Raw genomic sequence first — 23916 nt, forward strand, 5'->3', positions numbered from 1 at the left:
GCCTGATACCAAAACCCAAACCCCTGTAATCCTCATGTAGGGGCGAGCCGCTTGGCTTAATTAACAACACGACTCCATTTAATCCGATCGGCTCGCCCTGTTCTAGCGATCGCACCCTCGGTTATCGGGGTTGAATGGATATGCGATCGCGTCTGATTGCTGATAACCTTTAGGCAAAACCCGCCCTGACTCCGTTTTGATTTTTGCCCACAATTGCGGTGTGACACAGCTAAAATTGTGGAATAGATTTGACGATTAAATCGGGCGCAAGCATGAAAGCCCCTACGGTTTCTCTACATAAGCGGTAAAGCCAGACGCTGATGTCCCAACAAACACCTGGAATCACTCGCTACGTCTTGCCCAACCGGTTAAGCGCCAGACACTGATAAACAACGCCGCAGAAACCAAAGCGCCCAAATTCCACTTCACCGAATTCTCCAGCAACCGCAAAAACTGAGACTTCTTCTGGGATTGAGCTTGCTCCTGCATCCGAGTCTCACCCTCTTCCAAAAATGTCGAAAGCTGCTCCTTCACCTCAGCTAACTGCTCAGTGCCTTGAATCTGTGGTGTGCGCCCTTGACTATCCAATTGACTAATCAGAAACTGCATCTGTTCTACAGTCGTCGCTTGTCCAAGTGCCTCTTTAACCTGTTGAATCTGCTCTTGGCGCTGTTCAACTTGCCGAGTAATTTGATCCGTGTTCCGCGTTTCCAGTCGGATTGTGTTCACCACACCCAAGGGAACCAGTAAAAAGAACAAAACTCCCACTAGCAAAGCCAGCCAGGACAAAATATTCAGAACCAGAGGTTCCCATCGGGTGCGTTGATCTCGTTCGCCTAGAAACACCAGCGCCAATCCCAGCAACGGTACAGGAACCCGTTCCACCAATTGCCCGATTGTCTGAAACTCCCAAGCGGGATTCATCAAAACCGGAGGTACAAATATTTCCACGACATCGAAAAATGCCAAAACTAATAACCCATAGCCTACCCACCGCACTACTCCAATGGATTTGGATAAACCGGCACTAAACTTCCAGAGTTGGTCAATGGCGGGAACAAATTTATCTTTTTCTTCTGATTGCGTCATGGTTTTAATTATCGGTCATTTGTCATTTGTCATTTGTCATTTGTCCTTTGCTGGTTCCGACTCATGACATTTGACGTTCTATAGATTATCTTTTTTTCCCACCTCTGGGAACCAATTCTCTCATTTATGAGTGGTAAAAATGTAAAGAGGCGTCCTGGTGTGTCTCTACCGACGGCAGTAATGCTAACGACTCCAGCCTGGGAAGCCTAGCTGCTGACTTTCCTTGCCCTTTCTCAGCCAGGGTTGCCAGAATAACTTTCAGCAACACCACGAGAACAGCACCAAAAATCAGCGCTAACACAAAAATCCGCACCTGTTTCCAGGACATTACGCCTCCTCAGTCTCCGGAGAACTTGCATCCTCCAGCCGCAGTAGCAACCAGTAAAACACGCCGAAAACCATCACAGAAATCATCCCGAAGACTAGAGAACCTTCGCCTTCATGCCAGTATTTAAACGCTTCCATGTTTTGGGCATTTGCCAGCACCGCCATCAATGCCACTCGGAAGCTATTGACGACAAATCCGACAACCAACGCCATAATTGGCACGAAATACTGCTTGCGGCGCCCAATGGGAAACATGATCAGACAAATCACCGATAGTCCCAGCACATAGGTCATTGCTTCCATACCGGAACAGCCATGATACACCTTAACGCCACCATCAGGTAGGTTAATAAAGACCTTATCGTAGAGATAAACCTGAAAGCCCATATACCACAGCATGAACGCCGAAAATTTAGCTGTAATCGGCGAAATATCAGGTATAAATGAGGCAATTGTCGCCGGTCCACCGAGAAAAAAGAGGATGGTTACTTCTTGCCAGTATTGTTTGAATCCTTTAAACCCAGAGGCAAGTAAAGCTACACCGACGGCAGAAATAAAGGGAAGCAGCCGCAGTAGCGGTGCTAACTTCTGCACATTTTCGTTAATTAGCTTCAACCCACTGATGTGGGCGCTATAGGAGAGGACAAAGGCAATAAGTAGCGCCCCAGCAATACTGGGGACAACTCCACTTTCCAGATTTAACTCATGGCGTTTGCCCCACAGTAGGGAACCAACCGCTAGCCAAAACAAGACACTCATGCCGAGTTGGGCTTCATCTCCGGCTTTCCAACTGAGTGTCATATAGATGGCAACTAAGCCAGCCGCGATCGCAAGTAGCCAATAGGGGGGAATTTTTAATCGTTGCAGGGGTGTGAGGGATGTCGCTTTCATGGTGCTTTATGGGTAGAAACGATTAGAGAGAAAATTAGCCAAACTGAATGCCGATCATTACATCATTAAAGTCGATATCATTATCGTTTGTCAGGTCTTCCCAGGCAAATTCATTCGGGGACAGTCGCCAGAAGTTATCTATCCCATTGGGGTTAGCGGCAATTAATGAGAAAAAGGCTAAAGGCGAATTCCCCAGTAAATTGTCGGGGTTTTCCCGTAAAAACTGTTCCGTTGTGCCGTTTTGGATCAGATACCATCCTAAAATGCGATCGCTCTCCACATTCAGTGTTCGTTGCCCATTCCCCATCTCTCCCGGTGTAAGGATCACCTGGCGATTTAGCTGAGACAGGGCAGCCTTAGCATATCCTGGATCACCAGGGAATAAATTACCGATTTGTCCATTGGGCTGATCAAACAAAAATAAACCCAGTTCATGATTAATCAGGCGATCTTGTGCCATCCAGTTGACAATCAGGGCTCTCATCTCACCCGAATCCCCTGGCACCGTCCAATCCGCGTTACCTACGTTGAAGATAACATCATTAAAATCTTGATCGCCGCCACCGGTGAGATCTTCCCAAGCCAGTTGCACCATTCCATCCCCCAACTCGGTGCGTTGAACATGGTTAAACTGATCAGGATTTGCCGCCGTGACGGAGAAAAAGGCAATGGTTTCGCCATCTAGACGATTATCCGGGTTCTCGGCTAGCCAGTCTGCCCTGGTACTATCCTGAATTAAATAAAACACCCAATAGTCTCCCCCCTGGAGGCTCAAATCCACACCCTTACCTACAGCCTCACCCTGGGCAAATAATACCTGGCGTTCGGCGCTGGTTAAGGCTTGTTGGGCATATCCCGGATCACCTGGGCGCACGCCATTCACCGTCCCCATGGCATCATCGACTCGTAAAACACCAACTTCATTTTTAAACTGGGCTTCTCGGAATGTCCAGTCGAACTGTAAGCGCACCGCCTCTCCGGGAGTTCCGCCCACTTGAAAAACGCCCTGAGTTGAACCAATTTGTGCCAGATCCACTAAACCAACGGGTAGAGTGGGTGTAGGCATAGGTGTCGGGGTATCATCAACATCCGCGATCGCAATCTCAAAGCTCTCTTCAAAAGAGAAGCCATCGGCATCGGTACTGCGGACAGTAATCTGATGACTCCTGTTAGTCTCAAAGTCTAGTTTAGACCCATCAGCGACTCGTAACTGATTTTGTGCGATCGCAAACCGTCCTTCGGCATCATCAACTAACCTGTAGGTATGGCGATCATCCGTATCTGGGTCAAGCGTCGTAAGCTCACCCACAACCGTCCCCTCTGATGTATTTTCAGCAACCGTTTGATTATCTAAACGAATCGCTGTGGGCGGATTGCCAATCGGGGCAGATGGACTTTGCCAAACCGAGAAAAAGGCATCCTGATTCCCAGCAGAGGTTCCTTGAAGCGGATTAACCGTAATCATATTCGTACCAGCATTTGTGGACACCATTGCCCGGATATCTCCAAACACCGCCACCCCATTCACCTCAGAACCCGATGGATTACCTCCCGACCAAAGTCCCACCAGTTCCCGTTGCTGAAAATCCTTACTTACGGCAATGACTGCGCCCTCAAAGCCACTGTAGTCTCCCACAGTAGTCCCATTAATTCGCAACTGAGAACGATTCGGTAATAAAGCTGCCGCTTGACCCCCAATATAAACTCGGCCATTGGCATCCGCCGTAATCGCATTAACCGTAAACGAATTCCCTTTACCATCTGAGGAACGGCGGGTGAGGAAAATCTGACCTTGATCTAAATTCCCTGTCCCCGGATTCAATCGGGCAAAATAGGCAAATTTCCCACTATTGCTGTTCGAGGTGTTTGTGTAGTTGTCGATATTAACATTGCCAGCCGATTGGGTGATGAGTTGGGGATCGCGTTGAAAAACACTATTCCCTCCATCCAAGCTACCCGCAAAGTAAAGCTGATTATCTCGTCCAATTGCCACCCGTAACCCGCGAGTATCTGCGCCTAGCTTTTCTGTTGCGGCTTCATTGGCAGAAAAATTGTAATTTTCCCAGTTAATCTGACCCGTGTAACTGTAACTGCGGAGTAGGGGAAGCTGTAAATTGGTACTCACCTGTCGATATCCGGTGACAAATACCGATGAAGTATTATTGTCAATTGCCACATCTGCAATCTGGGTTCCAGCTACAGTAAAGTTACCGATGGGAGTCCCTTGGGGATTATAAACCGTCACCTGCTTATCTGCGAGGACAGCAACTTGACCCTGCCCCGCCACGGCGACTCGTTGGGCGCTACCGGGATTGGCACTCCAGAGAACCTGACTGGCGTCACTATTGAGGGTTTTAACGCCAAAGTCACCGACAACGGTGATGTTGCCATTGTTGCGATTGAGATCCAAGTCATCCACATCAGCACCCACCTGAGTTACTGAGAGTCTCGTTTGTCCCGTAGCATCCAAACGGATGACTGCCCCCTGTCCTGCTGCTAAACTCTGAGTCGGTGTTAGATCAAAATTCCCGCCAATCACAATGGTTCTGTCTGGGGCAATTTCCACCGCATTGCCACTGTCATCTCCATTTCCCCCCAAAAAACTGGCACTATTGACCGTGAGATTATTATCTACCGCATCCAGTACCGCCTGATACGCCGACTGCGCCCACTTATGCAACGCTACATCGGATTCAATCGTTCCCTGAGATACCTCCAACTCCCAATCCCCGCCCAAAGCAGCATTCCCCGTGCGATCGCTAGAAGCGGCTACATCTGCCCCTGTCAACTGACTCACCTGTTCGATGAACTGCTTTCCTGACGCAGTTGCTGCCAGATTACAGCCATAGAAGAGGATATCAGCCTCTGATGTTAACGCCCCTGCCCAAGTTTGCAACTGACTGGTATAAGTATTCAGCGTATCCAGGTTCAACTCTCCTGTACCCAATTGCAAACCAGCCGACACGCCATGGGAGATAATCTGAACACTGGATAATCCTTGACGTTGTGTTAATACCTGAGTTATTTGGCGAACCCCATCTTGATCCGGTGTCAGCATGACTACCTCAGCCCCAGGTAAAACCCCAGCCACTAAGGTTTCAGCGTCTGCAATCCCAGCGTCTACGAAGACCAAAGTACCACCGTTGGCGTTCCCCAGATCTAGCCCGGTGAGGATATCTCGCCCTGTTACTTCCTCTGAGTCAGCGTTTAATGTCTCTGGGGTTTCTTGCCGATATAGATGGCGTTCTCGGAATGTAATGTTTTGTTCAAAATCAATAACTGGACTATCTGGAAATGCCTGTAACTCGGGGATATACCCCTCACCGACGGGATCGCGGTTGGGGAAGCCATTGACTCCCTCGATTTGATTAAACCCTAGTCCCTCTGAGTATCCCGATAAAATGTCCGCCTCAGCGGATACTCCCAATCCTGTTCTTGGTTCGATCAGTTCCATCTGCACTCTCTCATCGCCATTGCCACTCCAATCTAGCCTGAGAAATCCGGGAATAAAAGAGTGTTGAGAGTATTGAGATGCTTCACAAGCGCGTCTGTCGGGGCGGGTTTCACGATGATCATTTTTATTTCCTGTTCCCTGTTCCCTGTTCCCTGTTCCCTGTTCCCTGTTCCCTATCTAATGACAACTTAAAGAAACGCAACATTAAAGAGAGTGCTTCGTAAGAATATTTTACATTTTTTTGCGGCAATCTTGGTTAAGCTGAAAATAACAGAGGAATTCAAGGAAAAATTATGAATGCTGTTTTTGGGAATAGCACAAAGCAACCCACCTGGCAAACGATTGCTCTGTTTGTCTTGGGTCTGTGGTTAAGTAGTAGCTTTATTCTAGACTTCGTGATCATGCCCACGCTGGGAACGGCTGGAATGTTGAACGACGCCAGTTTTGCCAGTGCGGGTTATTCGATTTTCTGGATGTTTAATCGGATCGAGTTACTCTGTGCCGCTTTAGTTCTAACCAGCCTTTTGGCAATACGTGGCACATCTAATCTCTATCATCATGTTCGACGCTGGTCGATCCTATTATCTGGGCTTCTGTTAGCAATTGCTCTCATTAATACCTACATCATGACGCCCCAGATGAGCGCTCTAGCGATGCAACTGAATCTGTTTGAGCCAGCAACAGGTATGGCAAGCGGAATGGTTGAGATGCATGAAGGGTATTGGTTGCTAGAAGCGATTAAATTAATTGTCGGTGCGACTGTATTGGCTTGGTGTTATCATGATTCGCGAGAAATCGCTTAATAGGTTTTACTGTTGAACCGAAATTTGTAGGGGCACGACACCGAAATTTGTAGGGGCACGACATGTCGTGCCCCTACTGGTGTGGTACAGCTAAAATTGTGGAATAAATTTGACCATTGAATCGGGCGCAAGCCTTGATTGAATCGGGCGCAAGCCTTGCGCCCCTACTACCGATATTATTCAACGTTCGACAATCGACAACGTTGAACGGCTCCGGCTGACTCTCCCCTGATTCGTCGGATAGCGACTTCCAATTCACTTAAGTCTTCTTGTAAACCACAATATTGAACTTGCAGAGTCTGTAATGTGTTAGCTTCCACTGTCTTGCGCTCTTCTAACTGACGCAGTTCAGTTCGAACCGTCGCGATTCGTTGTTCTGTGGTTTGGATTTCCGCTTGCAGTGTACTTAAACGCTGTTGTACGCTGCCGAATTCACGGCGAGAGACTTCCAGGCGTTCTTGAGCGGTTTCGATTTCCTCCCGTACCGCTACCCGTTGGGCTTCTAAGCTTTGGCGTTCACTTTGGAGTGATTCAACTCTGGCTTCGGCGGTGCTAACCTCTTGTCGAACTTCAACTAACCGTTGTTGAGATTGACGTACAGACACTTGAGAGGCTTCCAGGCGTTCTTGAGATGTTTCAATTTCCTCCCGTACCGCTACCAGTTGGACTTCTAAGGTTTGGCGTTCACTCTGTAGGGATGTCAGTTGGGCTTGAGCGCTGGTAACCTCTTGTCGCACTTCAACTAACCGTTGTTGAGAGCTTCGTACAGACACTTGAGAGGCTTCCAGGCGTTCTTGAGCGGTTTCGATTTCGCCCCGTACCGCTACCAGTTGGACTTCTAAGCTTTGGCGTTCACTCTGTAGGGATGTCAGTTGGGCTTGGGCGCTGGTAATCTCCTCTCGCACTTCGACTAACCGTTGTTGAGAGCTTCGCACAGACACTTGAGAGGCTTCCAGGCGTTCTTGAGACGCCTCAATTTCCTCCTGTATCGTTACCAGTCTCGCCTCTCGACTTTGGCGTTCACGTTGGAGTGATGTCAATTCAACTTGGGCGGTGTTAATTTCTTGTCGCACTTCAACTAACCGTTGTTGAGATTGACGTACAGACACTTGAGAGGCTTCGAGGCGTTCTATATATGTTTCAATTTCCTCCCGTACCGCCACCAGTTGGACTTCTAAGCTTTGGCGTTCACTTTGGAGTGATGTCAGTTGGGCTTGGGCGCTACTAACTTCCTCTCGCACTTCGACTAACCGTTGTTGAGATTGTCGCACCGCCGCTTGAGCGGATGAGAGTTGGGCTTGGGTGGTTTCAATTTCTTCTCGAATGGCGACTAACTGTTGTCGAGATTCCCGGATTTCGACTTGGGAGGATTGGAGTTGAGTTTGGGCGGTTTGAATTTCTTCGCCCAGGGCGACTAATCGCTGTTGCGATTGACGCATCGTGGATTGGGAGGATTCAAATTGGGCGGTGACGGTTTGGCGTTCATTCCGCAACGTCTCTAATCGGGCTTCGGCGGTGCGAATTTCGGCTTGCAGCGCTACAAGTCGCTGTTGGGCGCCACGAACTTCGGTGGTAGATTCGCCAGAGGTGGTAAGAATAGAGAGTAAGGTGGTTACTTCTAAATCTGTGCCGTTAAAACTCGCCGCTCGTTCTAAAGACGCGATCGCTTGTTCGTAACGTTCTAATTGATATAGTGCTAATCCCCGTCGTTTCCAGGCGAGAGCGTTTCGCGGTTCAAGTTCTAAGGCTTGATCACAACTGGCTACGGCGTCTTGATACCGTTCGAGTTTATACAGGGCGGCGGCGCGATCTACCCAAACTGATGCTATCTGCTCATCAATTTGCAAAAGTTGATCATAGATGGAGAGCGCCTGATTATACTGTCGCAACTCATAAGACAGCACTTGGGCAATTTGCTTGGGTATGACTGTAGTAATTAAGGTTTGTTCATACTCCGATTCGGCGTTTAAGCGTAAGGTTTGTTGCCAAGTTGTCACCGCCGCCTGATAGCGTTGGAGTTCGTATAAGGCTTGTCCTTTCTTATACTGAGCTAAAAGATAACTGGGTTGAAGTCGAAGCGCTTCATCGTAGGATGCGATCGCACTTTCGTACTGTCCCCAACTACTGAATATCTCGCCGCGCCAATACCACGCCAAGAACGCCTCTGGCTGAATCTGCACAATTCGTTCTAGGATGGCTATTGCTTCACGATATTTACCCACACCCCGTAACTGGCTCACCTGTTGCCACAATTGATCTAGTAATTGAGCTTGCGCGATCGGCATCGTGGTGGGGGTGCGATCGAACTTTAGAGGTTCAATCGGTGTTTGCACCGTCGCACTGGCGATACCACCAGTCATTAATGTAGCTAAGGCTACGCCTATCTGAACCGGGATTTTCGACATACTGACTCCTCAAACCTTAAGATCCCATCAACGAGAATAACTCTGTTGATAGCTTAAATAATGTATAACATTATCAAGTTCTTTGTTTATATACTACTTTGGCTTAATAAATCCGTAATATCTTAGCAGAAGTTTAAGAAGTAGTTATCCCTAAAGACGTAGACTGTTTTTTCAACAACGCAACCAGCATCATTTTTTATTGGCTCCTATTGACAGGCAAACGCAATTCCCCCCAACGCGATCGCTCCTGGTTAAGCTGTCACGCATTTAAATTGGGAATGGGTAGTAAGCTGGCTGGCTCGCATTACAACGATTTGGCAGTTGTTGACATTAAGGTTTAAATGCCGAACACCTTAATCAAGTCAGCATCCTACCTGTGCTACAGTAGTATTATGTCAGATTTGACATAATTAATGAAATTATTAGGAACGGAAAACAGGTATGTGGTATTTAAAGCATGAATTATCCCAGCGAGAGCAAGGTTGTTGTTTGGCTCAGAGTCTTTCAAAAGATTACCCAAAAAACGCCTAAGCGTGTGATTGAGAATTGTAAGAGACGGCTAAAATTGTATGATGAAATCTCAGGGATGACATAATGGAGAGCTAATGATGGATGCAGTTAAGCGTCAACGTTTAGAAGCAGCGGGTTGGCGAGTTGGCAATGCAGAGGATTTTCTAGGACTTTCACCGGAGGAGGTAGCTTTTATTGAAATGAAGCTGTCTCTGAGTAAACGATTGAGGGAGCTTCGTCTGAGTCAGAAGCTCTCTCAGGAGAGTTTGGCGAACAGAATTAATTCGAGTCAGTCGCGGGTAGCAAAGATGGAAACAAGTGATCCATCAGTGTCTCTTGATTTGATCGTGCGGACGTTATTGGCAATGGGAGCAACTCGTGAAGATGTGGCAGGAGCGATCGCCTCTTCCTCTTCCAGTTTATTACTCTAATTCCCAATAAGGAGTGACAGTGGAAATGCTTGAACTTTACCAGCGCGTCGTTCTATCTCGCCACCTTCCAGAACATCATATGCAAAAAGGTGATGTTCTCACCCTAATTGATTATGTGCCTCACTCTAGTGGCGGCGAAGATGGCTATATTTTGGAACTTTTTAATGCTGTAGGTGAATCCATTAATGTAATTGCTGTGCAGATTTCCGCTGTACAAACTTTGAAAAATAATAAAATACTTACCGTTCGGAGGTTTGGACAAAGGAGTGACAGTAGAAATGTTTAAACTTTACCAGCGCGTCGGCTCTCACGTACTTGTGGTGATAACGCAAGCTTATAATCTAGCAATATCAAAGTTTTCAACCTTTATTTATCCAGTAATATGTATAATATGCTACTTCTTAAACCAAGCATTCGGAGAGCCTAAAATGCCTTATTGTTGATTTGCTTGATAACATTAGAAGGCACTTCATTTTCAGAAACAGGATATCCATGAAAGCCATCCATATTGTCTGATTGAAATTCATAAAATTGCCCTTTAAAATATCCATAAATTTGTCTACCACTGACAATTCCTGTATCCAAAACTTGTTGTGCTTCTTCATCCGTTAAATCCATGAGCGTACCCCAACCACCTGGAGCGTGCTTAGGACTGGTTATATATTGCGGTCGTAGCTTCTTTGCTTGGGTTACATTAGTTAGGTTAAGAATTTCTCTATCTTCACTTACATCGCTATCTATACTAAACTTTACATAAATGTACTCAACTAAAAAATCAGATGCCTTTTGTAGGCTTATTAAAGTTCCTTTCAGATAAGCTGCTCCTGCCAATGAACTCCCCAAAACATCTTGATTATTAAACTTGCATTCGTAATATTCCACTTTTTCGTCTAAAATTTCATCGATAAAAGGGCCATTATTCATTAATTTAATAAATAACAATCGACTATTTTCTTGTTCTTCCCCTATAGAGGATTTGGCTTTTTTATATAACCAGCCACTGACACTAATGGTTGCAGATATATTACACCCAAAAAAACAACTATGAGTGAGTATAGGCTCTTTACCTCGAATGGGTTCTAGTTCCTTGATGATTTCAAGTAATACATTCATGAGTTTGTCAGCATCTTCATCATAGTTCGCCTGCCCAATAAAAGAGCATTCATTGATCAGGAAGCGCATTCAAATTAACTCCATCAAATCTTTCTCCATTTGATCGAAAAAGCCATCGGGCCATTGATCAATTCTTCCATTAGCTCGAATCTTGGGGGAAACTACTTCTATAAAATCGTACCCTTCTTTTTCTTGACGCTGAAAATAGTGAAGTTGTACATTTTGATAATCTAGTTTTCCACCATGAACAGCTAGACGAATCCCATTTAAAACATGGTCACTATGAGTTTCTATGACAACTTGAACACCACAACTAGCAGCAAGTGCTAATAATTCACCCATTTTTGATTGCCCTTTAGGATGAAGATGGGCTTCTGGATTTTCTAGTAAAATTAATGTGCCTGGAGGAGATGAAAGTACGGCGACAATAATGGGTAGGGTGTAGGTAATTCCAAAACCAACATTGGTAGCACGGTAGGGATTGCTGAGTCCGTAAGAATATTGAAAATTCACTAAATCCATATCTTGGTTTGACTTGATTTCAATTCGTGTACCTGGACTAACTTCTCCCATCCATGCCTCGACCTGATCTTTCAGATTAAGTGACTTTGCCTCTGGATGGCTCAAATTACTGTTAGGAATATCTTTATCTCTATAAGTTGAGAGAAAATGTGCTGTGTATTCCCCCCTAGTGCCAATTTGCTCATGTTGTCGTACTTGAAAATCCGATATCTCGAAGTATGTCCGGGGACCAATCCGTTCTGCTTGAAGATAGTGGAACTTATCGCTGAAAAGACTTGATTTATAGACCTCAGGAGCAGTTTTTGGTGAGGAAAGAGCTATTACATCTGCCTCGCGGTTGTAGTCGAAACGCCATCTTCCCTGTGTGTCATCTTCCAAGAGAAGATCAAAACCGATCACATCATCTTTTGCTGCCTCAAAAAGTGCATCTTGAGCTGTACCAATACAAACCAAGTCACCATTCAAAGCTAAACCTATGTCTGGTAATAAACTTTGTTGGTAGGATTGACGTAGCAAAAGAAGTGCTTGAATTACTGAGGATTTCCCGGTGCTGTTAAGACCAGAAAGCAAAGTTAGATGTCTAAACTTAAGTTGCTCAAACTCAAATGGTTTAAAGTTTTTCAAGACCAGTGAACGAATCATGTCAGCATTTCCTTTATTAACTTTTCAATAGCACTAAATCGATGTTTTACTTGATTGATTTTACCAGTTCCCTGAGAAATAGAGCCGACAAATTCTTGATCAGTTTCGATGATGTCAATAAAATTTTTATTTAGGTCGTTTTTTCTTTGTTTTAGTAAATTTAATTCTTTCGGACTAAGTTGAGCAAGATTGACTGACCAAGATTCAAATAAAGCCTTATTAATTGGATATTTCCTTTTTAGATTAGCTTTAGACCGCTTCCGAAAAGCATATTTGCCAAAAATATCATTTGCTGCATTCATTGCTCTTATAAATTCATACTCAAGACTATTTAATTGTTCATCACTCATCTTGTTTAATTTGAGCATTGTTTCGTTAAGAAATTCATCTAATATTTTAAAGTTATAATTGTTGTAACTATTAATCATAAAAGCTAAAAACCTCAAGACAAACTCATGATCTTCCATGCGGATTTTACTTCTTCTTGTAATTCCTGTCGTTTTTTTAAACTCTGTACAATCAGCTAACTTAGCCAAAAAAATTGTTGATTTTCCTTGATTAATAGCATGACGTATTTCTTGTGGAGATAGAGGCAAGCCACCAGTATTAATACGTTTAAATATATTGAATTTAACTTCAGGAGGTGTGCCTTTATCAATTAGATAAACTGTGAGTTGAGTCTCCTGAATTCTACGCTGATATTTTCGAGGAAGTTCATCATAACTATTACTTTCTATTTCGTTGAGATACTCTAGTCCTATTAGCCTAAGTTTCTTATCAAGAACAAACTGTTTTAGTGCAGTTAATCGTTGTAAACCATCTACAACTAACCATTTCTCCTCATTAGTTGCATCCATGTAGAATGCTGGTAATGGAATACGAATTAAGATAGACTCGATTAGTCTGCTTTTAGCAGCATCAGTCCAGATTCCTGCTCGACGTTGAAAATCAGGTGCTAAGTCAAGTTCATGATGCTCAATTCGTGAAAGGACTAAGTCAATAGTCATTTGTCTGGTATCAACCCTAATCTTAGTTGGATCAAAAGGTTCAGTGGTTTCTTCTTCCTCTGGCTCAATCTCCTCTTCCTCGGACTCGCTCCAGTTGTCATCATCAATATCGGTGTCTTCTTCAGAGAATTCTGCGTTTAGGTTTTTCCGCTCCGTCACGACACTTACTCCTTATTAACTCCATTGTCAACTGACTACGATCACAGCCAACCTCGTTCTTGCAGACTCTTAAGATCTTCTTGAAACTCAGCAACATCGTAATGAATGCAAATATTACGATCAGCTAACAGTCGCTGAAATCGAAGTTGATTCATCCCTACTAACTCACTGGCTTTTCCCAAAGATATTTTATCCTTTTGAAAGAGTAGAATGACTAACTCTAACATCAACTCTTCCGCTGACATCCCACTAGCTTTGACGATTTCATTGGGAATCACAATACTCATTGTCCTCTTCTTCTCCTGTCTGTGATAGTTCCTGTCCTCTACAATTACAGCAGATTCAACAGCGGTGCGATCGCGTCCTATTGAAGTTGCCTCTGAAATCCAGTCCTGTCTTAGGATAACGCGGTTGATGACCCTTACTTTCACGGTATCTGCTTTAACGTAAGTGTGAATTGTGTAGGGGCGGGTTTCACGACTATCTTTTCGGTTGAACCCAGATGTAACTAAACCCGCCCAGACGCGCCATGGCGCGTCTCTACAATAGCCCAGACGCACCATGGCGCGTCTCTACAATAGTTTCTAGACTTTCCGTGAAAAGTCAGGTTGATCACCTTGGTTTATCCTTAAGCAGTTATCGATAAACTTTTTGAAGCCACTAAAGTGGCTACTACAAACGACAAATAAACCCCCCGGAATCCGGAGGGTTGGAGAGATCTCAAAGGAGGAGAGATCAAACCTTCGCTTCTTCTTTCACCAACTTATCCCAACCCAAATCTTTCAGGCTGTTATTGCGCCGCAGGGGACGAGTGGCTAACTCCAGAATGTCCCGCGCATTGGTAAAGCCGTGGATCTGAGCAAATGTAAACTCAACGGACCACTTGGTATTAATTCCTCGCGCTTCTAAGGGATTCGCATGAGCCATTCCGGTAATTACTAAGTCCGGATTCAACTCATAAATCCGCTGAATTTGATTGTAGTTATCCGGCTTCTCGATAATCTTCGGTGTCGGTACTCCCATCTCATGGCAGGTTTTCTCCAACAGATCCAATTCCGCTTTCTGATACCGCTTATCCATATAGGGAATGCCAATTTCTGGACAAGTCATTCCACAGCGAATTAAGAAACGAGCCAGGGAAATTTCCAGTAAGTTATCCCCCATGAAGAAAACCGATTTACCGCGTACTAACTTGACATATTCTTCCAGGTTTTCCCAAATATGTGCTTCCCGTTCGTCTAACCCTTTCGGTTCAATTCCAAACACCGAACAAATCTTCTCAATCCAGGCGCGAGTTCCATCGGGACCAATGGGGAACGGTGCGCCAATTAATTTACACTTACGGCGACGCATTAAGGTGGTGGCGGTGCGGCTTAAGAAGGGGTTGACACCAGAGACATAATACCCTTCTTCAATCACTGGGAGTTCAGTGTATCGCTTGGCGGGTAACCAACCAGAAACTTTAATTCCTTGCTTCTTCAGTTCTAGGGTAAGGTTTGTCACCACGGGGTCAGGTAACGATCCAAATAATACCAGGGGAGGATGATCCACATACTCTGATTCTTCCGCCGCAACGTCTTCTTTCTGGCGTCCGAAGTTGAGGAGTTTGGAAATTGCATTCCGTTCTTCTTTTTCCGCTTCTACTTTGGGTGCTTCTTTCGGACATTTGTGCGCCATCGCTGCGAGAACGGTATCTTCCCCTTGAGTGAACGCATAGTCCAACCCATTCGCCCGCGCTGTAACAATGGGAATCCCAAGCTCCGCTTCCAGCTGCGGCGCTAAGCCTTCCAAATCCATCTTAATGATTTCCGTGGTGCAAGTGCCAATCCAGACAATTACACTAGGGTTGCGATCGCGCTTAATCTGTAAACATAACCGCTTCAGTTCTTCATAGTCATTTAATTGGGCGGAAATATCTCCTTCTTCCAATTCCGCCATCGCATAACGAGGTTCAGCAAAAATCATCACCCCCATGGCATTTTGCAGAAAGTAACCACAGGTTTTCGTCCCAATGACTAAGAAAAAGCTATCTTCAATCTTCTGGTAAAGCCAAGCTACACAGCTAATCGGGCAAAATGTATGGTAATTTCCAGTTTCACATTCAAACTCTAGCGATTGGGGGGTTTGATCTGTAGTCATAAAAAGTTCTTCTCTCCTCGTTTCTCAGGTAAGTTTCTATCTATAAGAAGTCCAACGTCTTATGGTAGGGCTGGATTCAGCCACAATTATAGGGGCGGGTTGTAGGGGCGGGTTTAGCCACTCAAACGACTTGTTACTGATCAATGAACAACAAAACCCGCCCTACCTCACCGATAACTTGCTTCTCAAGGGAGCGAGTAGGACAAAGGACAAATGACCAATTACACCATCATCAGGTCAAGTTCTTCTTCCTCTGACGTTACCTTAGGTTGTTGGGGATTCAGGTAGAAGTCAGACAGTAAGGAGAACAACTCGCGATCGGGGGAGTCATTGGGAACGACACCTTCGGGACGTGCCAATACTTGATCGGCAATATTCAGATAGTAATCACACACAGGTGTCAGAGACGGATCAGTTTCTGCCATTTCAAAAATGGTTTTCCCTTTAACCCGCGAAATGCGAATATCCTCAATTAAGGGCAGAATCTCCAACACGGGAATGGGTACAGCTTCAATATACTTGTCGATCAGATCCCGCTTCGAGGTACGATTGCCAATCAGCCCAGCTAGGCGCAAGGGATGGGTGCGGGCTTTTTCACGCACAGATGCGGCAATTCGGTTCGCCGCGAATAACGCATCAAAGCCGTTATCCGTAACAATCATGCAGTAGTCGGAATAGTTCAGAGGCGCAGCGAATCCACCGCAAACTACGTCACCGAGAACATCAAACAGAATAATATCGTACTCGTCAAACGCATTAAGTTCCTTGAGTAGCTTCACCGTTTCACCGACAACATAGCCACCGCAACCTGCACCAGCAGGGGGTCCACCAGCTTCGACGCAATCAACGCCGCCATAGCCTTTATAGATAACGTCTTCGGGCCAAACGTCTTCGTAGTGATAATCCTTTTCCTGAAGCGTATCGATAATCGTGGGAATGAGAAAGCCTGTCAGGGTAAAGGTGCTGTCATGTTTCGGATCGCAACCAATTTGCAGCACCTTTTTGCCGCGTCTGGCTAACGCTACGGAGATATTACAGCTTGTTGTGGACTTACCAATACCGCCTTTTCCATAAACTGAGAGTTTCACGCTTCGTTGTCTCCTATCGTTTGGATCAAAACTGAAATGTTGTCGTAGCTGTTAAATATGCTGGCATCTATGCTTGGGCTGAGTTGCCAGCCGTTGCTTTCTGCCTGCTAATCGCATTATTTACATAACTCCCTGAGAAATGAAAGGGGGTTTGGGAATGGGATGGGCTTTAAATCTGAATAAAATTATGCCTAGCTATGGATAAACTGTTTTATTGCTTCAGAGTGACTCTGAAGCGAATTTAATCAAATTATTATAATTTTGTGTATTTTTTTTATATAAATATGAACAAAAGCAAAAAAGAGGGTCAATTGACTTCCAGCCTGACTAAGCTGGCTCACGTTAGCCACCTGACTCCAGCTCAACGCTGATGGGAAATGGGAGATATAGATGGGGTTTGGCGCGATCGCATCCTTTCAGTCTGATCTGCCCTGATCGCCAAAAACCCTAGATTTACGTCAGTCAGAGAAGGCGCGATCGCAGGTTTGGTTAACTCAGGAAAGATTGTTGTAAATAAAGATTAATTTTTGTGGCAGTGATGACATTCGCCGCGATCGCAAACCCCTGGCATAGGTTAAAGTCTATGGTTGCGATATAAATGTACCTATCCTCAAAAAACCAATGGTGTTGAGATTGTTCACCGGAGAAAGGCAGGGCGGGTTTAGTCACATCTGGGTGCAACCAAAAAAGATAATAGTGAAACCCGCCCCTACGCACGCGCCAGGTTCCCTATTGTTTTTTTGATAGCATCAGGATAACCACAACCCAATAGAAAAGCCATGACGCTGGTTTACTACTAAAATAAGATTACTAGCGATCCTTTAACTTCAGGCTTAACCGGGATAAACCTATGAAATTTATCAGCCCTAAAGTCGATTATGCCTTTAAAAAAATATTTGGTTCTGAACAGAGCAAAGATATTTTAATTAGCTTTCTCAACGCGATTATTTATGGAGGAAATAAAACTATTCAATCGTTAACCATTGTCAATCCCTATAATCCGGGTCAGGCAATGAGCATAAAAGATACTTATTTAGACATAAAAGCTGTTCTAGCTAATGGTTCAGTCGTTATTATTGAAATGCAAATAGCGCGGGTAACGGCTTTTAGTAAACGAGTCGTGTACAATCTGGCTAAAGCATATAGTAATCAATTAGGAATCGGAGAAAATTATTTAACTCTAAACCCAGTGATCGCTGTAACAATAACCGATTTTGTTTTGTTCAATGTTAGCCATGATGTAATAAATCAGTTTGTTTTTCAGGAAAAAAATCATAAGTTTGAATATCCTGATCCAGAATTACAGTTGATTTTCGTAGAACTCCCGAAATTCCACAAAAGCCTATCAGAGTTAACAAGTTTGAGCGATAAATGGATTTACTTCCTTAAAGAAGCAGCTCATCTAGATAACATCCCTGATAGTTTAGGGGAAGTAGCTGAGATAGAAGTGGCTTTAAACATTGCCAACCAAGCCAAAATGACCTCAGAAGAGTTAGACATCGTGGAACGGCGAGGGATCATGTTGCAGGATGAGAAAGGGCGGATAACGTATGCGGCAGAACAAGGGGAAGCAAAAGGACGTTTGCAAGAAGCGATCGCTCTAGTTATGCGTCTACTTAAAAAGCGTTTTGGAGAACTGCCAGAGGCGATAAGTACCAAAATTGAAACTTTGCCTTTACAAGAGTTAGAAAATTTAACCGAGGAGATTTTAGATTTAAATCGTTTAGAGGATTTGGAACGTTGGTTAGACGAACATTCGCCGTCTTAATAAGAATGGCACTGAAATAAGCATTTTTGGATCGACGAAACCTTGATATACCGTAGGGTGGGCATTGCCCACCAGCATAAGCTGTCAGTGCCATTCGTCTTAATTTCGTCTTAATAAGGTGTGCGGACATGATATTAGTAGCGAGCAAGATGCTCGTACTACAAGGATGAAAACCAGGTTTAAATGCCGAACAGCTTATTGTTTCCTGGAAATTGTCTGCCCTCTACCTTGTTCTTTTATACACCCGAACTAACGTTTCAATCGTTTACGTCGAGTACGACGTCGCAAGACTTGTGCTAACACAGTGGCTTCCCGTTCAGCTTTGACTAAAGCTCGTTCCTCGCTACCCATTTCCAATTTAAATGCGTGAGAGCTTATTAACCCTCTGTCAATCAATAAAGAACGCCACAACTAAGAATCCCCCCTTTTACTAGAAAAGAGGGGACTCCCAAGGAATAGATTTAGGATTAGATAGACAGTTCAGTTAGTGTTTCTGTATAGGATTCGCTGGTTGAATAAGTGAGTTGAACTTACCAGCACTTTTATAGTAAGCCCCTAATTAGCTGATTGACAATAAAAATCGGTCATCTTTATAAAAACTTTATAGATATCTCGATTTGCTTTATCAGAACTTTACAAAGATGAAGATTTCTTGACAGGCGAGTGAGAAAAAGCCACAAAACAGAGGGATGGGGCAAACTGTACCTTGCCTACCCTCTGCTCACACTGGTGATGATCATTCTGCTTCACCAGACAGCTTTCGGAGTCTAACCTTGTTCGTGTTGACCACGACGACGCTTGATCAAGTAAAGACTTAATAATCCTAGACCACCTAAGACGGTAGGCTCAGGAACATCTTGTACAGGTGCTTTGGTAATTTTGCCAAAAACCGCAGCTGTGGTTGTTGCATCCTCAAGCACACGGAACTCGTCAACTGTTGTTGCACCACCATCCTGACTAAACCCAGTTAACTCAAGCGTGTAGTCCATTCCATCAAAACTAAAGCTGCGATCGCCAAAGCTACTCATGGGGAAGACAAAATCAGCACTTTCCTCTGGATCATTAGTGTTAGGAATACTAACAATATCAAAATCAAAGGCAAAACTTTCGGTGAAGCCAGTAGGATCGGTAAATGCTAGTTCGACGTTTAGGGGTACTGAATCAACTGCCGTATTGATTGACGTTGACCCGTTGAAGTACGTTAAATCACCCACTTGGAATAATGTGTCAATATTGGTGGAAAACGCATTGCCAGCAAAACTGAGTCGGTTTTGAGGCGTGCCAAAACTTGCTTGTCCCCACTCAAACGTGTCAGTACCAACACCGGAAAATAAAGGGCTGGTGTTCGTCCCTGGATCAGGAGTGCCCCAAGTTCCACTAGAGTTCCCCACAAAGGTTTGAGCTTGAGCGCTACTGGATAAGCTAACAGACGCTAAAGTAGCCAAAGCAACTGTGGAGACTAGAGTCGTTAAAGAATTGAGTTTCATGCCCATGTACCCAGTTTTCATGCCCATGTACCCAGTTGAATAATTTATATGTATTTTTACTTGTATAAAGTTTAATGGGTTTCTGAAGGATTTTCGGCAAATTTTCCTCATCTTTACACAATCTTGATGAAGCTTGACACAACTTCATGAAAGCTTTATGAAAAAATTAGCATCAGATTTAAATGTACTGATGCTAACCCCAAAAATTTTTTTACCCTATTTTTCCAGTGAATGCCGGACTTCATCCCATTCCGAAGACCGTCCATGTTGAGCTTATGTGGGGAGGTCGGCGGGTGATAACGTATTGTCGAGTGGGTAGAAAGAGGTGCAGTTTCTACCCAAGAGCCGTGAGAACGCTTTCCTGCAGCACGAAATGCTGCTGCCTGCGGGTTTAAGCTGAACTTTTAAGGTGCTAAAGCATTTCCGCGCAACAGACTACCAATCGTCTTGGCAGTAATTTTAAGCTGCACTAAAGGATTAGCTGGTACAACCGTTTTGTACAAATAACTGTCAAAAGTGAGTCGCTGCACATCTAGATCAGAACACATCTCTACAAACGCTTCACGAGTCGCATCGGAGCGATAGAAGACGGTTTGCAGAATATCCAGCACCTTATAGGTGATGCCATACTTCTTATCCCAGCGCTTGAGATAAAGCTTGAGGTCAGCTTCGGTGGGAATGCGAGTTCCACCATTAGAGGTTTCAACAATGGTTTCGGCACACATCCGGGCGGATTTTGCCGCAAAGTAAATCCCTTCACCCGACGATTTCGTCACCGTTCCCGCCGCGTCTCCAACTAAAGCCACCCGACCCACGACTCGGCGAGGTCTGGGATGTTCTGGAATGGGGTGTGCCTCAACTTTGATGATTTCACCACCGACAAGTTTCTTGGCTGCACGAGCACGAATCCCTGCTTGTAGCTTTTTAATTTTGGCTTGGTTCACCTTCATCGTCCCCGTGCCAACGGCAACGTGGTCGTATTTGGGGAAAACCCAAGCGTAGAAGTCAGGCGAAACGTCGTTACCTACATACATTTCTGCCAGGTCTTCATAATAGTTCATCATGTCCCCTGGCAGGCGAATCCGCTCTTGGAACGCGATCGCATAATTGTAGTCCCCAGCGTCAATTGCTTTAGCCACGCGGGAATTCGCGCCATCAGCACCAATCACTAGGTCTACCTTTAGGGTTTTTTGTACCCCATTGAGACTTCCGTCGGAATGATCAGCGTAGTGAAGGGTATAGGGTTCTGTATTACTTGTGGGTATATCGAGTTTATGAACAGTGCCATTAATTAAATTTGCACCCAGCTTGGCAGCGCGGTTCCGCATGAAGCCATCGAGGACTTCGCGGCGACACATGCCAATATATTCGTCTTCTTTTACCAGGTTGATGTCCACCTCTATATTCGATGGCGAGATCATTTTCATCTTTCTGACTCGCCGATCAATAATTTCAGGTGGCAGGTCAAATTCACTAACCATACAGAGCGGAATGGCTCCGCCACAGGGTTTAGCATTGTCTAGCTTACGCTCAAACAAGTAGGTTTCGATTCCAGCTTTTGCTAGAGTCTCTGCGGCAGACGAGCCAGCAGGTCCTGAACCAACAACCGCAACCCTTAGTGCAGGCATTTTTTCTCCCAATCGTTTTCGAGGTACGGATTGCATGGTATCACGGACGTTTGGTGATTTCATCCGCAATGTGCGATCGCGGCTCATTTTGAAATACAGCTTAACAATTGCCTTCACAAAGCTTAATATTTTGTCCGTTGTCCTTGGTCTTTTGTCCCAGGACAACTATCTGCATCGTTAAAATTAGGACAACTGTTGAGTCCCCTACTGATATGTCAGCACCACCCTTGTCACCACAACCGACAAGACAAATACTGGTATGTCAGCACCGTACTTGCCGTAAACAAGGTGCAGCCAAAGTCTTGGCAGCATTTCAAGCTTTACCTATCAAGGGGGTTACAGTTGGCGGTAGCCCTTGTCTGGGAGAATGTGGCAATGGTCCGATGGTCGTGGTTTTACCTGAAGAAACATGGTATTGTCGGGTTCTCCCCGATGAAGTTCCCGCCGTAGTACAACGACACCTCAAAGACGGACAACCCGTAAAGGCGATGCTGTATCGAAAGTATCATTGACCTCTATAGGTTGGGAAAACGCAAGGAAACCCAACTCCAAGATCAGCAGAATGAAAGAAGGGCGGGTTTTGTTGAAAGGTTATCGGTAGGATACAACAATTAAAGGCTAAACCCGCCCCTACTGACTTCCATGGTACTCGTGGGTTAAGAAGGGAACATCCACAACTTCACCGTTAACCTCTCCCACCTGAACTTTCAGCCCAACGCCTCCGGCTTTAGTGCGGATATAGGCTAAACCGATGCAACCTTGTTCCGTTGGCGTACAACTGGTTAACTTACCCACTTTTTCCCCATCCATGGTGATGACGGTTCCCGGTTCCACCGATACTGGTAAACGCACTCCTCGCAACTGCTGTTTGACACCTTTGTAAGTATTTAATCGCGCGATCGTTTCCTGACCGATATAACATCCTTTATCAAAGGAAATCGTATTCCACAAGCCAGCTTCTAGGGGATTATAATCCTCTGTCAGTTCATAATCGGGAAGTGGGCGCCCTTGTTCAATTCGCAACTGCTGCCAAACGCGATCGCCCATTGGTATAGCATTAGCTGTAGTTAAGATTTGCCATAACTTTGCCCCATCGCTGGCGGGGACAATTAGGGTATATCCGGGAAGTGCTAAACCACTTCCTCTAGCGATTCGCACGTCTATATCTTTTAGATTGAAATGTTGATGACTAGCATACGCCTCACCAATCGACAACTGCACACCAAATTTAGTCAAAAGGGCATCACTTTCGGGTCCAACTAGGCTAAAAATAGCATTATCCTGGGAGATATCCGCCAATTCCACCTGATCCATGGGGAAGATATAGCGATCAAGCCATTCGAGTAACTGTTGACGCCGATTGGGGGATACCAATAGTAATACCGCCTCTTCCGTGACGTAAGCGGTTACCAGATCAATAGTACGGGCAGTTGAGGTCACAAAAACCGTATCACAACCCTGTCCCGGTGTCAGCTTCTGGAAATCATTGGTACTTTGATTATGCAAAAAGCGCAGTCTATCCTCATCAGAGATTTTCAGCAATCCCCAATGGGATAAGTCAACTAAAGCCACCCCTTGACGCGGGGCTTGTCGGGCGACTGCATCATTGCCGAAACTGGCTGGCACTTGTACCTGGGCTGGATCAAAGGTTGCTCCTGCACTACGCTGCATCTCTTGTAAGGCTTGGCTCATACGTTAAATCCTGTTGCTCACCCAATACGGCTTGGTTAGTAAGAATTGTAGAGGAAAAGATGAACCGGGAAAACAGTCGTTCGTTGGCAATTTGAGAAAAATCAACCGCTAAACCTTTTTTTTTGTTTGCAGGTGAGTGACTAGATGATGTACTGTTGTTGATGGGTTATTACTTTCTGATAACTGCTTTTCTAATTTTTGAGCATTCGCAATAGCTTGATTAATTTTTAACTTAAGTAAACCGTAGTAACCTGATTTACTTTTATCATAATCTTCAATGCCGACTTGCTTCAATTCCCTATTTAACTGCTCGATCACTTGTTTGCAATTTTCAAAGGGACTACTCGTATAGCGGTAATGCAGTAAAAACCAGAACTCAAAACAGGGAATCGACAGAATTGGCTTAATTTTGTAGACTGAATAGCGATTAGCATCCTTTATAGCTTGCTTATATTCTGGTCTATCCCCATCAAAGAGGCAAAAAACTTCATCATATTTTGGCTTGCCCTTCTTCTGATTATCTCTCTGGTTTGTGTCACAAAGTTTAATAGCATTTTTCACGATATCGATACAAGAGCCACCAGAACCTGAAACTACCTTTATCGTAGTTGTCGGTAATTTCAAATCCTGCTTTAATTCAGAAAAATAATTGTATTCGGTTTCTTGACCTTCAACCACAATCAGAATTAATTTACTGGGTCGCCTAAACTTTTTTTTTCGCCTGAGTTCTTGTTCAGACTTTCCTCGCTGCTTTGGCATGG

Annotated in this window: 22 protein-coding genes; 5 read left to right on the plus strand and 17 right to left on the minus strand. The window is 44.8% G+C overall.

Annotated features, from left to right (window positions below; genetic code table 11):
• Positions 1 to 56: 56 nt before the first annotated feature.
• From RIG27_RS03745 to RIG27_RS03765, 5 genes are all read right to left on the minus strand, one after another.
• Entirely contained in the window at positions 57 to 227 is a 171-nt protein-coding gene (locus RIG27_RS03745; RefSeq protein WP_446342567.1) for a hypothetical protein, read from the minus strand.
• 115 nt (positions 228 to 342) lie between these two features.
• A complete protein-coding gene (gene hpsJ-A / locus RIG27_RS03750; protein WP_446342569.1) occupies positions 343 to 1089 on the minus strand; it encodes an HpsJ-like protein, cyanoexosortase A-associated in 747 nt (248 codons plus the stop codon).
• A gap of 124 nt (positions 1090 to 1213) precedes the next feature.
• Complete coding sequence (locus RIG27_RS03755; RefSeq protein ID WP_446342571.1) at positions 1214 to 1417, minus strand: hypothetical protein; 204 nt, start codon at positions 1415 to 1417, stop codon at positions 1214 to 1216.
• Positions 1417 to 2307 carry a cyanoexosortase A gene (gene crtA, locus RIG27_RS03760; protein ID WP_446342573.1) on the minus strand — a complete coding sequence of 297 codons (891 nt, stop codon included), beginning with the start codon at positions 2305 to 2307 and terminating at the stop codon, positions 1417 to 1419. Before crtA ends, RIG27_RS03755 begins: the two co-directional genes overlap by 1 nt.
• Before the next feature lie 34 nt (positions 2308 to 2341).
• The gene (locus RIG27_RS03765; RefSeq protein ID WP_446342575.1) at positions 2342 to 5761 is read right to left on the minus strand and encodes a DUF4347 domain-containing protein; all 3420 of its coding nucleotides are present in this window, start codon (positions 5759 to 5761) and stop codon (positions 2342 to 2344) included.
• Positions 5762 to 6054: 293 nt separating this feature from the next.
• Here RIG27_RS03765 and RIG27_RS03770 point away from each other — a divergent pair, with 293 nt between their 5' ends.
• Positions 6055 to 6564, plus strand: a complete 510-nt coding sequence (locus RIG27_RS03770) for a DUF4149 domain-containing protein (protein ID WP_446341870.1) — start codon at positions 6055 to 6057, stop codon at positions 6562 to 6564.
• Positions 6565 to 6740: 176 nt separating this feature from the next.
• On the opposite strand, the gene RIG27_RS03775 is transcribed toward RIG27_RS03770, so the two are convergent.
• Positions 6741 to 8969, minus strand: coding sequence for a tetratricopeptide repeat protein (locus tag RIG27_RS03775; protein ID WP_446342577.1), 2229 nt, complete (start codon positions 8967 to 8969; stop codon positions 6741 to 6743).
• A gap of 608 nt (positions 8970 to 9577) precedes the next feature.
• On the opposite strand from RIG27_RS03775, the gene RIG27_RS03780 reads away from it, so the two are divergent.
• Positions 9578 to 9910 carry a helix-turn-helix transcriptional regulator gene (locus tag RIG27_RS03780; RefSeq protein WP_446334925.1) on the plus strand — a complete coding sequence of 111 codons (333 nt, stop codon included), beginning with the start codon at positions 9578 to 9580 and terminating at the stop codon, positions 9908 to 9910.
• 25 nt (positions 9911 to 9935) lie between these two features.
• Positions 9936 to 10196 (plus strand): DUF4926 domain-containing protein, encoded by a 261-nt coding sequence (locus RIG27_RS03785; RefSeq protein ID WP_446342704.1) that lies wholly within the window; start codon positions 9936 to 9938, stop codon positions 10194 to 10196.
• A 137-nt stretch (positions 10197 to 10333) separates the two neighbouring features.
• Here the strand turns inward: RIG27_RS03785 and RIG27_RS03790 are convergent, their stop codons facing one another.
• The 7 genes from RIG27_RS03790 to RIG27_RS03820 form a co-directional block, all read right to left on the minus strand.
• Positions 10334 to 11092, minus strand: coding sequence for a hypothetical protein (locus RIG27_RS03790; RefSeq protein ID WP_446342579.1), 759 nt, complete (start codon positions 11090 to 11092; stop codon positions 10334 to 10336).
• Positions 11093 to 12187: an AAA family ATPase gene (locus RIG27_RS03795; protein WP_446342581.1), complete on the minus strand. Its 1095-nt coding sequence runs from the start codon at positions 12185 to 12187 to the stop codon at positions 11093 to 11095.
• Entirely contained in the window at positions 12184 to 13353 is a 1170-nt protein-coding gene (locus tag RIG27_RS03800) for a DUF262 domain-containing protein (RefSeq protein ID WP_446342583.1), read from the minus strand. The genes RIG27_RS03795 and RIG27_RS03800 overlap by 4 nt, the downstream gene beginning before the upstream one ends.
• A 41-nt stretch (positions 13354 to 13394) precedes the next feature.
• A complete protein-coding gene (locus RIG27_RS03805) occupies positions 13395 to 13640 on the minus strand; it encodes a UPF0175 family protein (RefSeq protein ID WP_446341879.1) in 246 nt (81 codons plus the stop codon).
• A gap of 448 nt (positions 13641 to 14088) precedes the next feature.
• The gene (locus tag RIG27_RS03810; RefSeq protein WP_446342585.1) at positions 14089 to 15492 is read right to left on the minus strand and encodes a ferredoxin:protochlorophyllide reductase (ATP-dependent) subunit N; all 1404 of its coding nucleotides are present in this window, start codon (positions 15490 to 15492) and stop codon (positions 14089 to 14091) included.
• Positions 15493 to 15713: 221 nt separating this feature from the next.
• On the minus strand, positions 15714 to 16580 hold the full coding sequence (gene bchL / locus RIG27_RS03815) for a ferredoxin:protochlorophyllide reductase (ATP-dependent) iron-sulfur ATP-binding protein (RefSeq protein WP_446342587.1): 867 nt from the start codon (positions 16578 to 16580) through the stop codon (positions 15714 to 15716).
• A gap of 489 nt (positions 16581 to 17069) precedes the next feature.
• Positions 17070 to 17249, minus strand: a complete 180-nt coding sequence (locus RIG27_RS03820; protein WP_446342589.1) for a hypothetical protein — start codon at positions 17247 to 17249, stop codon at positions 17070 to 17072.
• A gap of 181 nt (positions 17250 to 17430) precedes the next feature.
• Between RIG27_RS03820 and RIG27_RS03825 the strand changes: the two genes are divergently transcribed.
• The gene (locus RIG27_RS03825) at positions 17431 to 18348 is read left to right on the plus strand and encodes an Rpn family recombination-promoting nuclease/putative transposase (protein WP_446342591.1); all 918 of its coding nucleotides are present in this window, start codon (positions 17431 to 17433) and stop codon (positions 18346 to 18348) included.
• Between the two features lie 767 nt (positions 18349 to 19115).
• Here RIG27_RS03825 and RIG27_RS03830 read toward each other — a convergent pair.
• Both RIG27_RS03830 and chlP read right to left on the minus strand, forming a co-directional pair.
• A complete protein-coding gene (locus tag RIG27_RS03830) occupies positions 19116 to 19835 on the minus strand; it encodes a choice-of-anchor K domain-containing protein (RefSeq protein WP_446342706.1) in 720 nt (239 codons plus the stop codon).
• Between the two features lie 404 nt (positions 19836 to 20239).
• Positions 20240 to 21499, minus strand: coding sequence for a geranylgeranyl reductase (gene chlP, locus RIG27_RS03835; protein ID WP_446342708.1), 1260 nt, complete (start codon positions 21497 to 21499; stop codon positions 20240 to 20242).
• A gap of 176 nt (positions 21500 to 21675) precedes the next feature.
• Between chlP and RIG27_RS03840 the strand changes: the two genes are divergently transcribed.
• Positions 21676 to 21975 (plus strand): (2Fe-2S) ferredoxin domain-containing protein, encoded by a 300-nt coding sequence (locus RIG27_RS03840; protein ID WP_446342593.1) that lies wholly within the window; start codon positions 21676 to 21678, stop codon positions 21973 to 21975.
• 118 nt (positions 21976 to 22093) lie between these two features.
• On the opposite strand, the gene ygfZ is transcribed toward RIG27_RS03840, so the two are convergent.
• Together ygfZ and RIG27_RS03850 are read right to left on the minus strand one after the other, a co-directional pair.
• Positions 22094 to 23155, minus strand: coding sequence for a CAF17-like 4Fe-4S cluster assembly/insertion protein YgfZ (gene ygfZ, locus RIG27_RS03845; RefSeq protein WP_446342595.1), 1062 nt, complete (start codon positions 23153 to 23155; stop codon positions 22094 to 22096).
• Between the two features lie 108 nt (positions 23156 to 23263).
• Complete coding sequence (locus RIG27_RS03850; RefSeq protein WP_446342597.1) at positions 23264 to 23914, minus strand: RloB family protein; 651 nt, start codon at positions 23912 to 23914, stop codon at positions 23264 to 23266.
• Positions 23915 to 23916 lie beyond the last annotated feature (2 nt).

The sequence above is a fragment of the Coleofasciculus sp. F4-SAH-05 genome, assembly GCF_040222985.1.
In the GTDB taxonomy this organism is placed as follows: Bacteria; Cyanobacteriota; Cyanobacteriia; order Cyanobacteriales; family Coleofasciculaceae; genus Coleofasciculus; species Coleofasciculus chthonoplastes.